Origin of the sequence: Iocasia fonsfrigidae (assembly GCF_017751145.1) — a bacterium.
GTDB lineage: Bacteria > Bacillota > Halanaerobiia > Halanaerobiales > DTU029 > Iocasia > Iocasia fonsfrigidae.
The window spans coordinates 262,773-275,984 of the sequence record NZ_CP046640.1; the positions used below are offsets into that span (position 1 = coordinate 262,773).

Consider the following 13,212-nt stretch of genomic DNA (forward strand, 5'->3'; position numbering starts at 1 on the left):
AAGATTAGTATGAATAAGTTAATTAATATTTTAAATGGCTTAGAAAAAGTAATTACTATTATCACGGGGATTATGATTTTATTATTAACATTATTGATTAGCTGGCAGGTTTTTTCAAGATATGTTCTCAATACGGGACAGTTCTGGGCTGAAGAATTAGCAGTGATTTCAATGATGTGGATTGGGTTTTTAGGTGCTGCTGGTGCTCTATGGACTGATTCCCACATAGGGTTAAATCTTTTTGTTCAAAGATTTCCAGAATCTTTACAGTTATGTTTGTGTGTTTTGAGAAATATAATATTAACTGCATTTTCACTAATATTATTTTATAATGGGATTATTTTAGTGAAAAGGACGATGGGTGGCACATTATCAGCCTTAGGTTTTTCAATCGGGTATTCTTACCTGATTGTTCCTGTATCGGGATTATTACTAGTTTTATTTGCAATAATAAAATCAGCAAAAGAAATATTTGACTATTTTGGTTTAGGGGTGAATTAAATGTCTCCAGTTTTAGTACTTCTTGTATCATTCATATTCTTATTAATAATAGGTGTTCCAATAGCATTTTGTTTAGGGATCTCAGCATTATTAACTGCTTTTAATATGGGATTAACACCTTTAGTAATAGCCCAGAGAATTGCAACTGGGATACAACCCTTTCCTTTAATTGCGATACCATTATTTGTCCTGGCTGGGGCAATAATGTCTAAGGGTGGAGTTGCCAAAAGGATTGTAGATTTTGCTTATGTAATAGTAGGACCGTTTCGTGGAGGCTTAGCAATGGTGAATTGTATTCAATCAATGTTATTTGGTGGAGTTTCAGGATCAGCTATTGCTGATATTTCTTCGACAGGTCCAATTATGATTCCGATGATGGTAAAAAAAGGATATGACAGAGAGTTTTCTACTTCGATAACAGTTGCATCTGCTACACAAGGGATTATCATCCCACCTAGCCATAATATGATAATATTTGCCATGAGTGCTGGTGGTGTATCAATTGCAAAATTATTCTTGGCAGGTTATATTCCAGGCATAATGGTTGGATTATCACTTATGATAGCTAGTTATATAATTGCTGTCAAGAGAGGCTATCCACGAGAAAAAAGACCACCATTAGGAGAATCACTTTTAATAATAAAAGATGGGATACTGAGTATGCTTGCGGCAATTATTATCGTAGGAGGTATTGCCTTTGGGATTTTTACTGCTACCGAAGCATCTGCCATTGCAGTGCTTTACGCAGCTTTTTTAGGGATTGTAGTTTATAGAGAAATGTCAATCAGAGATCTATGGCCAATTATATTAGATAGTGTTAAGACTATATCTACAGTGTTGTTTTTGATAGGGTCTGCCTCAGCCTTTGGTTGGATTATGACTTACTTGCATGTTCCGGCAATAGTAACCAATTTGTTTTTGGGTTTAACCGATAACAGGGTTATTTTATTATTGCTAATAAATATTCTGTTAGTCTGTCTTGGAATGGTGATGGATGTTGCCCCATTAATTGTCATTGTAACACCAGTTCTATTGCCAGTTGTTCAATCACTTGGTCTGAGTGCAACAACATTTGCAATAGTACTATTATTAAACCTGGGTATAGGTCTTACAACTCCACCAGTTGGTACAGGACTATTTGTCGGTTGTTCTGTAGGTAAAACGACAATGGAAAAAATAGCTAAATCAACTATTGTTTTATGGCCAGCTATGATTATTGTACTATTATTAATCACATTTGTTCCTTGGTTTACTACATTTTTACCTAGTTTAATAAAGTAATAATATTGGGAAAGTTTACTTAGTTAGTTTTTGTTTTCAATTGTTCCTTCTAAAAGTAAATTATATTTTATAAAAAAATATAAAAAAGAAGGGATTAATTACAATATAAAACATACAAAAAAATAGGAGGCCAAAATATGATTCTAAATGATTTTAAGCTTGATGGTAAGGTGGCGATAGTTACAGGTTGTTCAAGGCCAAATGGTTTAGGTTTTGGTATGGCTGAGGCACTTGCAGAGGCAGGAGCAGATATTGTTGGTGTAGGACCAAGTGATATGTCAGCAACTAAAACGCAGATTGAATCTATTGGCAAATCATTTCTCGAAGTGAATGCAGATTTAAAGTCTACAGATGCAATAGATGAAATAGTAAATAAAACCCTTGATGTATTTGGCAAAATTGATATATTGGTTAATAACTCTGGTACTATCAGACGTAATGAGGTAATAGATTTTTCAGAAAAAGATTGGGATGATGTAATGAATATAAATTTGAAGAGTTTATTCTTTTTATCGCAAAAAGTGGCCAAGGTGTTTATAGATAAAGATGAAGGTGGTAAGATTATAAATACTGCCTCTATGTTATCTTTTCAGGGCGGTTTATTTGTTCCTTCATACACAGCAAGTAAGCATGGTGTAGCAGGTATTACCAAGAGTATGGCCAATGAATGGGCAAAATATAATATAAATGTAAATGCTATAGCACCTGGATATATGGCAACAGATAATACTGCTTCTTTAAGAGAAGACAAAGAAAGGAGTCAGTCAATTTTAGCAAGGATACCGGCAGGTAGATGGGGTACCAATGATGATTTGAAAGGATTGGTTGTATTTCTGGCCTCTCCTGCTTCTGCTTATATTAATGGTTATGTGATTGCGGTTGATGGTGGTTGGTTGGCAAGTTAAGAATCTAATTTACTATTTATAAATGGAGGGAGACATTATAATGAAAGCTGCAGTATTAACAGATTGGGAGAAAATAGAAGTTAAGGATGTGGCCAAACCAGAAATCGATGATGGTGAATGCTTAATAAAAGTTTCATATGCAGGAGTTTGCGGTTCTGATGTCCATATATATGGTGGACATCATCCAACTGCTCAAGCACCAGTTATTTTAGGACATGAGTTCGTTGGTATTGTTAAAGAAATAAAAGACAGTTCCTGTGATATTAAAGTAGGTGACAGAGTAGTTGTTGAACCTTTGATTAGTTGTGGTATTTGTGAAGCCTGTAGGGAAGGCAACTGGCATGTATGCAAAGAATTAAAATTACTAGGGATACATAGTAATGGGGGATTTGCCGAATATGTTAAAGTAGCAGTAGATAAGGTAATAAAAGTAAGCCCAAATTTAACGGATCATGCTGCTGCTTTAACTGAACCATTCGCAGTTGGTTTTCATGTAAATCAAAGGGCTGGCATGAAAAATGGAGATAAAGTATTAGTGATTGGTGCTGGTCCAATAGGGTTGATAGTAGGAATGGTTGCTAAAATTAGTGGTGCTTCAGAAGTAGTTTTTTCAGAAATAAATCTTGATAGAATCAAACAAATTAAATCTTTTTTTGAAAATGTTATTAATCCTAAGGAAGGGGACGAAATAGCAAAAGCAAATGAAATAACTAACAATCAAGGTTTTGATGTGGTTTATGAAGTTTCTGGGACAGAAGCTGGTTTGTCTTTGGCAGCCCAAGCATGTAGGATAAGGGGAACGATTGTTCCTGTTGGATTTCCAAATGATATTCCTAAATTTGATATGTTAAAAGTTATTTTTAAGGAATTAAATATAGTTGGTAGTCGTGTTTACAGTTTTGATCACTTTAGAAAAACAGTAGATATGTTAGATAAGATTGTAAAAAATGAATTATTTGATTTGGAAAAATTAGTTAGTGAAATATATCAAATAGAAGATTTAGAGAAGGCCATTAAAGTTATGCAGGAAGGTAAAAATCTAGGAAAAATATTAATAGAATGTTAAACTAATTTCTTTATTAAATTAGGGGGTTAAATAAATAGGAAGGAAAATATTTATGAAAAACAAAAAACCTCAACAATTAGTGCAGTCACTTGATAGGGCAATAGATGTTATAGAAAAACTGGTAGAGTCTAATAAAAGTATGGGAGTAACTGAATTAAGTGATAGTCTAGGCCTACATAAGAGTACAGTCTATCGCTTGTTAGCAACTCTCGGCTACAGGGGATATGTCGAACAGGATGATTATAATCAGTATAAAGTAGGGTTAAAACTATTTGAAATAGGTGGCCTGGTTTTAAACAGCCTGGATTTACGCGAACAGATTAAACCATATTTAAAGAGGTTGCGTGAAGAGACTAGAGAAACTGTACACCTTGGTATTATGGATGAAACAGAAGTAGTCTATATTGATAAAGAAGAGACATCTGAAACAATAAGAATGTATTCGAGAATAGGTAGGCGTGTTCCTGCTCACTGTACTAGTCTTGGTAAGGTTATTTTGGCTTATTCTAAACCAGATTTAATAAATAAGGTTGTTAAGAATGGTTTAACGGGATGTACAGATAAAACTATTATTGGTGAAAATCAGTTTAGAAAACATATTAAAGAGGTTTTTGAGCAGGGATATGCTATTGATGATGAAGAACATAGGGTGGGGATTAGATGTATTAGTGGACCTATTTTCAATTTTAACCAGGATGTAATAGCCTCTTTTAGTATTTCTGCCCCTATTAATAGAATGACCCATGAAAGAATTGATGAACTGGCAGAAGTTGTTCATAGATATACTAAACAAATTTCGGCAGCTTTTGGCTACAAACAAAAATAAAGTGCCAGGGGGACGTTTCGTCTGGCACATTATCAATTGATAGCAGCAATAGAAAAATATCTGTAAATTGTTTCGTAGCATTAAAAGTTTCAATTTTTTTATAAAAAGTCTCTAATACTATAAATTAGAGGCTTTTTTTAAAATTTCACGCAAATATATTTGTCTGGTTTATGATTACTAGTTAACACTTTGTGTAAAACAATTTTATAATCTGTAATCTATGATACATTTACAATGAAACGGAAATGATATTATAGATAAGTAAAGGATTATAAATTGAATTAACTTTAGGCAAAAGGGCAGCAGGTTCTACCTGGATTATCAAGTTAATAAGGGAATAAAGGGGGTAATGAATAAAGTGAATAATATTAATATTGAGGTTTATTCTAAAAAATGGTGTCCCTATTGTAGAAAAGCTAAGGCCTTTCTTAAGAGTAAAGGGTTTTCTTTTTTTGAATATGATGTGGGAGAAGAAGGCAGATTAGCTGAGATGGAAGAGCGTACTGGTAAGAAATCCGTGCCGCAAATATTAATTGATGATTATCATGTTGGTGGTTATAATGATTTAATAGAAATGGAAAATTCAGGTAGATTAAATGAGCTTTTGGGAATAAAGGGTAATGATTATTCCCAGCGCTTATGGGAGCTTATTATTGTTGGGGCAGGACCGGCTGGGCTAAATGCTGCCTTATATGCTGCCAGAAAGGGTATAGAAGTTCTGCTTTTAACAGAAGACCTTGGTGGACAGGTAATTGATACTAATGGAATTGATAATTATATCGGCAAAAGGGAAACAAATGGTTCTCAATTGATCAATGATTTCTGGGAACATATTCAGCAGTATGATATTGCAACAATAGTTGGCGAAAAAGCAAATGAAATTAAAGCTATGCAAGGCGAACATAGGGTAATAAGCAATAACAACAGGGAATATAAAGCCAGAACAATCATTATTGCCAGCGGGGCCCAAAAACGCCATCTAGGGATGAAGCAGGAATATGTCCTGACTGGTAGAGGTGTTCATTATTGTGCAGTCTGTGATGGCTATCTCTACGCTGGTAGACCGGTAGCAGTTGTTGGTGGTGGAAATTCTGGTCTGGAGGCCAGCCTTGATCTGGCTAAAATGGATTGTGATGTTTCTTTAATAGAAATTCAGAATGAATTAATGGGTGACCAGTACCTACAGGAACAGATTGAAAAAAATGATAATATCAGGGTTTACAAAGGGACACAGGTTAAAAAAATAAAAGGAGAAGAAAAACTGGAGTCTGTTGTCATTAAAGATAATAAAACAGCTGAAGAAAAAGAACTAAGCATAGATGCATTATTTATAGAGATCGGGTTGGTGGCTAATTCGGATTTTCTTAATGGAATGGTAGGAACTAATGAGAGGAAAGAGATTATTATTAATGAAAATAATGAGACAGATGTAGAGGGTATCTGGGCAGCAGGGGATGTAACAAATATAAAGGATAAGCAGATTATAATTGCTGCTGCTGAAGGGGCTAAAGCTGCCCTCCGTGTTAATGAATATCTTAAGTAATCTTATAAATAATATAGTATGATTCCACAATCTTTTAAAGTTAGATGTTTCTCTTTCTTTATTAAAGTTTCTACTAGAAGAAGATGAACGTATTTTTGTTGTTAATACTGACAAATTACCATATTCTATCTTTACAACAAAAGGTGATTATATAGAAATAGAATATGTCGATACAGGTGAAAAAAGTGTTAATGTTATGCAGTATAAGAATAAGACACTTGATAAGTAGCTATATAAGATTAACCAAGCAATGGGCATAAGTTGAAGGAATTCCTTCAACTTATGCCCATATTAACTCTATTAATCTAGTTGGTATTTTCTTCAAGGACTTTATACCTATATTTAGTTACTAATATTATATGATACTTTATATCATAAACCGCATGACTACCTTTTCTATATTCAACCAATACTATTCACCTCTTTTATGAAATAGTATGGCCATCTTTAATTATGTTTAAAAGGCTAAAAGCTTATACAGCTTTAGAGTTATTATTTTTTATTTTATATATATCTTCTGTATTTTCTATTGTTAGCCTTCTTATAGTATCAAGTCTATTATTTGTATCACTAATCATTTCTTTTATCTCTATAATATCTTTATTGATATCATTAAAAGCAGCTATAGTTAACCCTTTTAATTCTGCAACATCTTCTTTCATATTTTTTAATTCTGCAACATCTTCTTTTAATTGTCCAATGTCTTTTTCAACTTTTTTCGAAAAATTATAAAACCCATGTAGTAAAGCATCCATTTTTTCTTCTTGACTATTAGATTTTAAAACTTTCTTAATATCATCCATAATTAACCCCTCCTATTATATTTTATCACTATATTAATGAAAATTCCACATTTTAATTTGAAATTTACTACTCTAAAACAGAAAAGCCCTGGATTAAGTCCAAGAGTTTTAAGTATTTTAAAAGCTTCTTTTTTCTTATATACCACAAAGAAAACAATAAAATAAAATGAAATAATAATAAATAATACATACATAAACAAAAATAAAACAACAAAAAAGTTGTACTATTCTTTTTTTTATGTATAATAACTATAAAGTAGTTTTTGAAGGGTGGTGAGCTGGCCTGTAAATCTATTTATATTAAAAGATCTTTAATAATTTTGTTAGATTAGTAAAATGATTTCAGAGGAGGATTGAAAATGAAGGTTATAATCCCAATAAAACAGGTGCCTGAAACAAACAATGTTAAAATGTTTCTTGATGCTCTGGCTGGGGTAGAGAGGAAACAGGCAGGGATAGTGATTACTTCTAATGGGGGTTATCCCCATTTATCAAGCGGTTAGTATGACAGCTGCTGAGGCCGTCTGTAAGGAAAATGAGGTCATTATTATGCTGGCAGAATGTTCTGATGGGCATGGTGGTAAGGGCTTTTATAATACCTTTGCCCGGGTTGAAAAAGTTGGAGGATATTTTATCCAGAGATAGGCATGAAACTATTCGGGATCAGTGAGAATCCCAGGTATTGGCCAGGATTTTAATGCATCATACAGTAATTATAATAGTGACCTTGTTGAGGTTTTAATCAAGGATATGCATATGCAAAAAGCAGCTAATCTTGAGCAGGCCGTTATAATGGCAGGGAATATTATTGGCAATCAACAGAGCAAAATAACGGTAATACCCGATGGGGTAGCAGTTATTGTCAGGTAAATGAAGAAAGCCGGTTTTTTAATTTGCTATAGATAGAGAGATTAGAGGACAGTTAGGCCGGCTTCTTCAAAGTTTTTTAGGCTGTTTTTATCAACTAGCTCATCAGTAATCAGGGTATCAATCTCTTCTATAGAAGCAAACTGTGTCAAGCCGATCTCATTTACTTTACTGTGGTCAGACAAAATAATGACTTTTTTGGACTGTTTGATCATATTCTGTTTTACCTCTATTTCCAATTCATTAGAATCAGTAGCCCCATAATCTACAGCAATCCCTTTACAGGAGGCAAATATTTTATCAGCAAAGTATTTTTTTAAGGTTTCGTTTGCCAGAGGTCCTACAAAGGAAAGGGAGTTAGGCCTTAAGATACCACCTGTTGAAATGACAGTAATGTTATTCAGATCAGATAATTCAAAGATTATTCTAATAGAATTAGTTACTACTGTTATATTCTGTGTTTTCTTAAGTTCTCTGGCCAGAAACAAAGATGTACTACTGGCATCAAGAAAGATAGTATCACCCTCTTCAATAAGTTCAATAGCTTTAGCTGCTATTTGTTTTTTTTCTTTTATTTTTTTATTTTGTCTGATATTAAAATTGAGTTCATTTTTACTGTTACTGACCAGTGGTACTGCCCCACCATGTATCCTCTTGAGCAATTTCTTTTTATCTAGAACATCAAGGTCACGTCTGATAGTCTCTTCTGTGACATCAAGTATTTTACTCAGGTCTGAAACATGAACACTATCTTTATTGTCTAAAAGCCTTAGTATTTCCTGTCTTCTTTCTTCAGCCAACATGAAAATCTCTCCTTATTTTTAATTTGCATGTAAACATATTATTGTTATAGTATTTATTTCTTTAAAAAAATATTTGCCTATTTATATATTAACATAAAACCCCTATAACGACAAAGGAATATGATTCTTATATTTAGTTAAGGCTCTTGCTTAATTAATTATCGTCGGCCAAAAACTCCACTACAGCTTACGTTATAACTAATTATGGGTTGTTTTAAACTCCCTTCGGTCAAACAGTAAAACAACCTTTTCCATTATGCAATGAAAGTTTATTATGAAAGACACTTAGTTAATATATTTTAAATTCCGAGGTAAGCCGGGCAATGTGTACTGTAGCGGATTAGCTTCTAGATTATTACTCTAATATTACCATACTGTAGCAAATAAATCAAACGTTTAAATAAAGATAACACACAAAAAACAAAATAAACATAACAAAAACATAAAATAAATATTGAAAAAACAAAAAATATATTATATAATAAAACACAAATCAATGAAACAAAATTTATTTTATAGAGAGGTGTATAAATTGAGGTCAGAATTTGAACTTAAAGAAGATATTTGTGAAGTGGGGCGCAGGATATATACTAATGGATTTGTTGCTGCTAATGATGGAAATATTTCTGTCAGAATCAATGACAAAGAGGTATTAACAACACCAACAGGTGTGAGTAAGGGTTTTATGACCTCTGATATGATTGTTAAGGTAGATATGGACGGAAATGTTATCTCCGGAAAACTTAAACCATCATCTGAATTAAAAATGCATCTTGATGTATATAAGAACAGGGAAGATGTAAAATCTGTGGTTCACGCCCATCCACCGACAGCTACTGGGTTTGCTGTAGCAGGTATTCCCTTAAATGAAATGATTATGCCTGAGGTAATTATATCACTGGGAACAGTACCTATTGCCAAATATGGCACTCCTTCAACTATGGAAATACCTGAGGCAGTCAGGAAATATCTTGATTGTTATGACGGCTTTTTACTGGAAAACCATGGGGCCCTTACTGTCGGTACAGATTTATTTAATGCCTATTTTAAAATGGAGACTATCGAACTAGCAGCCAAGATAAACCTGACAGCCAGACAGCTGGGAGGGGTAAAGGAGATTTCCCCGAAAAATGTAGATAGATTATATGAGATACGTAAGAAACTAGGTGTCCAGGGAAACCACCCTGCCAACTGTGCTGAGTGATAGTTAGTAAGCAGTCAAAGCAAAAAATAATATAATTAGAGGATAAACTGCCAGGTCGAGTGGCTGAAATTATTAGAAAGGTAATGACTGAGGTTAGTTAATGGGAATTTTAAAATGATTATATGAATTGGGGGTGTTTAATCATGTCCAGGACAATTAATTTATTGGCCTGTGATTTAGGTGCATCAAATGGCAGGGCACAACTTGCCAGGTTTGACGGAAATAAACTGAAACTTGATGTAATTCATAATTTTACAAATGGTGGTGCAAGGCTCAACGGCAACTTTTACTGGGATATTCTGGCCTTATTTGCAGAGATTAAACAGGGGATTAAAAAAGCAGTTAAAGTGACAGATGGTGATATCCACAGTATGGGGCTAGACACCTGGGGGGTTGACTATGGCCTCTTGGATGAGAACGGTAAGCTGATGTCCTTGCCCTATCACTACCGGGATAGTAGGACAGATGGTATCCCAGCAGAGGTTTTTAAAGAGATAGGCAAAAAGGAAATATATCAGGAGACAGGGATACAATTTATGCAGATAAATACGCTTTTTCAATTATATGCTGAGCTAAAAGAGCGTCCCTGGATATTGAATAATGCAGCTACACTATTATTTATGCCTGATCTATTAAATTATCTGCTGACAGGAAAAAAATATAATGAACATACTATTGCTTCTACATCACAGTTGTTTAATCCACTGAAAAATACCTGGTCAGAAACAATTTTTAAAAGTCTGGGTATTCCAGTAGATATTATGCAGGAAGTTATTTACCCCGGAAATAAGATTGGGGGGCTTCTGCCGGAGGTTAAAGAAGAATGTGGTTTAAACAATGATTTAGCTGTTATGGCAGTAGGGAGTCATGATACAGCATCTGCTGTAGCTGCTACCCCATTGGAAGATGAAAATGGTGTTTACCTATCCAGTGGTACCTGGTCATTACTGGGGATGGAATTAACAGAACCGGTAATTAATGAAAATTCTCTAACAGAAAATTTCACAAATGAACTTGGTGTAGAAAATAGGGTAAGATTTTTAAAGAATATTACAGGTTTGTGGTTGATTCAGGAATGCAAACGCATCTGGCAGAGGGAAGGGAGAGACCTCAGCTATTCTGAAATAAGCAGAGCAGCGGCTCAGGCTACCCCTTTTAAATACAGACTGGACCCTGATGATCCTGTTTTTATGAAACCAGAAAATATGCCCGAAGTAATTAAAGAATACTGTCGTAAAACCAAGCAAGCAGTACCAGAGACTATTGGTGAAATGGCACGGGGGGTATATGAAAGCCTGGCCTTTAGTTATGATAAAGTAATTAAACGCCTGGAAAAACTGGTAGATAGAAAAATTAAAAATATTCATATGGTTGGAGGGGGGATACAGGCAGAATTACTATGCCAGTACACAGCCGATATAAGTAAGAGGAGGGTACTGGCTGGTCCTGTTGAGGCTACTGCAACTGGTAATGTCCTGGCCCAATTAATAGGTCTGGGTGAGATCAAGGACCTTAAAGAAGGGCGAGAACTGGTCCGTAATTCTATTGAGTTAAAGGAGTATTTACCTGTTTAATAATTATAAATTTAATTCAGGGGGTTTTAATAATGTATAGTGATAAAAAGATAAATCAGGCTTTTCAATGGGCCAAAGAACTATATGGCCGGTGGGGGATTGATGTGGAGAAAGTAGTGCAGGCCATGGAGGGTGTGGCGATTTCTATGCACTGCTGGCAGGGTGATGATGTCGGCGGTTTTGAAGACCCTGAAGGAGATCTGACAGGGGGGATACAGGCTACTGGTAATTACCCGGGTAAAGCCCGCTCAGCTGATGAACTGCGTCAGGACTTAGGTCAGGCTTTTTCTTTAATACCTGGTAAGCACCGTTTGAACCTACATGCTATTTATTTAGAGACAGGTGGCAAGAAGGTAGATAGGGATGAAATTACCCCTCAGCACTTTAGCAAATGGGTTGACTGGGCTAAAGAAAAAGGAATTGGTCTTGATTTTAATCCAACACTTTTTTCACACCCAAAAGCAGATGATGGATTTACCCTCAGCCACCCTGATCAGGGGATCAGGGATTTCTGGATTGAACACTGTAAAAGGTCCAGAAAAATTGGTGAATATTTCGGAAAAGAACTGGGCACAGCAGCAGTGACTAATATCTGGCTACCTGATGGTTATAAAGATATACCTGTCGATAAATTTAGCCCCCGGGAGAGATTAAAGGATTCCCTTGATCAGATACTCTCTGAAAATATTGATAAAGAATATAATTTAGATGCGGTTGAAAGTAAGTTGTTTGGAATAGGGTCAGAGAGTTATGTAGTCGGCTCCCATGAATTCTATTTAGGGTATTCCTTAAAAAATGATCTCTTACTCTGTTTAGATGCCGGTCATTTTCATCCCACAGAGTATATTTCCAATAAAATATCTGCCTGCCTTTTATATTTGGATGAACTACTCCTTCATGTCAGTCGGCCTGTCAGGTGGGATAGTGACCATGTTGTAATTTTAGATGACGAATTACAGGCTATTGCCCAGCAGATAGTAAGACCAGGGTTCCTTGACCGGGTTCATATTGGATTGGATTTCTTTGATGCCAGCATAAATCGGATAGCTGCCTGGGTTATTGGGACCAGAAATATGCTCAAGGCCTTACTAATAGCTATGTTGGAGCCTACAGCTACACTAAAGGAATATGAATTAAACGGTGATTTAACAGCCAGGTTGGCTATATTAGAAGAATTGAAAGCATATCCCTGGCAGGCAGTCTGGAACTACTATTGTGCTGAGAATAATGTCCCTGTGGGAGAAGACTGGTTTACTGAGGTAAGGAATTATGAAAAAGAGGTGTTGAGCAACAGAAACTCATGACTTGCTGTAGTGCAAAAAATTCATAGTGTGTGTTCGAAAAGGCATAAATAGGGGATTATATATCCCTGAACGAAGTTAAGGTGTTACCGTTGAGTGAAGGGATATATAATCCCTGGCGGTATATACTGATACTTTTCGAACAGACTCTCATAATTAAAATGTTTAACTTATGAAATATTTATATGGGGGAGGATCAAAATGAGAGTAGGTTTTAAATTAAAGTTGAAAAATGAAAATGTGCAGGAAGAATATAAAAAAAGGCATGACCAGCTCTGGCCGGAGATGCTAGAGGTATTGGATAAGGCAGGAATAAAGAATTATTCAATCTGGAATTCTGGGCAAGATTTGTTTGGTTATTATGAAGTTGAGGATTTAGATTATAGTGATAGAGTACAGGCTGAGAGTGAGATTGTTGCTAAATGGAATGTATATATGCAGGATCTCCTGGAAAGTAGAGTAGATGATGATAGTAATGTATTTCCAGTAAAAGAAGCTATGGATTTAATGTTTTATAAGAAATAAAGAAGGGTGATTA

The 13,212-nt window shown here is 34.9% G+C and carries 13 protein-coding genes and 2 pseudogenes; 12 read left to right on the top strand and 3 right to left on the bottom strand.

Annotated elements, in window-relative coordinates; genetic code table 11:
• The first annotated feature begins 9 nt into the window (after nt 1-9).
• The 6 genes from GM661_RS01375 to GM661_RS01400 all read left to right on the top strand — a co-directional run bounded on the left by GM661_RS01375 (nt 10) and on the right by GM661_RS01400 (nt 6,122).
• Nucleotides 10-501: a TRAP transporter small permease gene (locus GM661_RS01375; protein ID WP_230868429.1), complete on the top strand. Its 492-nt coding sequence runs from the start codon at nt 10-12 to the stop codon at nt 499-501.
• Entirely contained in the window at nt 502-1,782 is a 1,281-nt protein-coding gene (locus tag GM661_RS01380) for a TRAP transporter large permease (protein WP_230868430.1), read from the top strand. It abuts the gene before it with no gap.
• A gap of 137 nt (nt 1,783-1,919) precedes the next feature.
• Complete coding sequence (gene kduD, locus GM661_RS01385) at nt 1,920-2,687, top strand: 2-dehydro-3-deoxy-D-gluconate 5-dehydrogenase KduD (protein WP_230868431.1); 768 nt, start codon at nt 1,920-1,922, stop codon at nt 2,685-2,687.
• Between the two features lie 40 nt (nt 2,688-2,727).
• Nucleotides 2,728-3,753, top strand: coding sequence for a zinc-dependent alcohol dehydrogenase (locus tag GM661_RS01390; protein WP_230868432.1), 1,026 nt, complete (start codon nt 2,728-2,730; stop codon nt 3,751-3,753).
• Between the two features lie 52 nt (nt 3,754-3,805).
• Nucleotides 3,806-4,579, top strand: coding sequence for an IclR family transcriptional regulator (locus tag GM661_RS01395; protein WP_230868433.1), 774 nt, complete (start codon nt 3,806-3,808; stop codon nt 4,577-4,579).
• A gap of 349 nt (nt 4,580-4,928) precedes the next feature.
• Nucleotides 4,929-6,122: an FAD-dependent oxidoreductase gene (locus tag GM661_RS01400; protein WP_230868434.1), complete on the top strand. Its 1,194-nt coding sequence runs from the start codon at nt 4,929-4,931 to the stop codon at nt 6,120-6,122.
• Nucleotides 6,123-6,442: 320 nt separating this feature from the next.
• On the opposite strand, the pseudogene GM661_RS01405 reads toward GM661_RS01400, so the two are convergent.
• Nucleotides 6,443-6,532: pseudogene (locus tag GM661_RS01405) on the bottom strand (IS200/IS605 family transposase); the annotation flags it as partial.
• A gap of 63 nt (nt 6,533-6,595) precedes the next feature.
• On the bottom strand, nt 6,596-6,925 hold the full coding sequence (locus GM661_RS01410; protein ID WP_230868435.1) for a hypothetical protein: 330 nt from the start codon (nt 6,923-6,925) through the stop codon (nt 6,596-6,598).
• A gap of 359 nt (nt 6,926-7,284) precedes the next feature.
• On the opposite strand from GM661_RS01410, the gene GM661_RS01415 reads away from it, so the two are divergent.
• Entirely contained in the window at nt 7,285-7,428 is a 144-nt protein-coding gene (locus tag GM661_RS01415; protein WP_230868436.1) for a hypothetical protein, read from the top strand.
• Nucleotide 7,429: 1 nt separating this feature from the next.
• A pseudogene (locus tag GM661_RS19005) lies at nt 7,430-7,795 on the top strand (hypothetical protein).
• A gap of 41 nt (nt 7,796-7,836) precedes the next feature.
• On the opposite strand, the gene GM661_RS01430 reads toward GM661_RS19005, so the two are convergent.
• Complete coding sequence (locus GM661_RS01430) at nt 7,837-8,595, bottom strand: DeoR/GlpR family DNA-binding transcription regulator (protein WP_230868439.1); 759 nt, start codon at nt 8,593-8,595, stop codon at nt 7,837-7,839.
• 532 nt (nt 8,596-9,127) lie between these two features.
• Between GM661_RS01430 and GM661_RS01435 the strand changes: the two genes are divergently transcribed.
• The 4 genes from GM661_RS01435 (at nt 9,128) to GM661_RS01450 (ending at nt 13,199) form a co-directional block, all read left to right on the top strand.
• Nucleotides 9,128-9,799: a class II aldolase/adducin family protein gene (locus GM661_RS01435; protein WP_230868440.1), complete on the top strand. Its 672-nt coding sequence runs from the start codon at nt 9,128-9,130 to the stop codon at nt 9,797-9,799.
• A 143-nt stretch (nt 9,800-9,942) separates the two neighbouring features.
• Nucleotides 9,943-11,373, top strand: a complete 1,431-nt coding sequence (locus tag GM661_RS01440) for a rhamnulokinase (protein ID WP_230868441.1) — start codon at nt 9,943-9,945, stop codon at nt 11,371-11,373.
• 32 nt (nt 11,374-11,405) lie between these two features.
• Nucleotides 11,406-12,677: an L-rhamnose isomerase gene (locus GM661_RS01445; protein WP_230868442.1), complete on the top strand. Its 1,272-nt coding sequence runs from the start codon at nt 11,406-11,408 to the stop codon at nt 12,675-12,677.
• Nucleotides 12,678-12,875: 198 nt separating this feature from the next.
• Nucleotides 12,876-13,199 (top strand): L-rhamnose mutarotase, encoded by a 324-nt coding sequence (locus tag GM661_RS01450; protein WP_230868443.1) that lies wholly within the window; start codon nt 12,876-12,878, stop codon nt 13,197-13,199.
• Nucleotides 13,200-13,212: the final 13 nt, after the last annotated feature.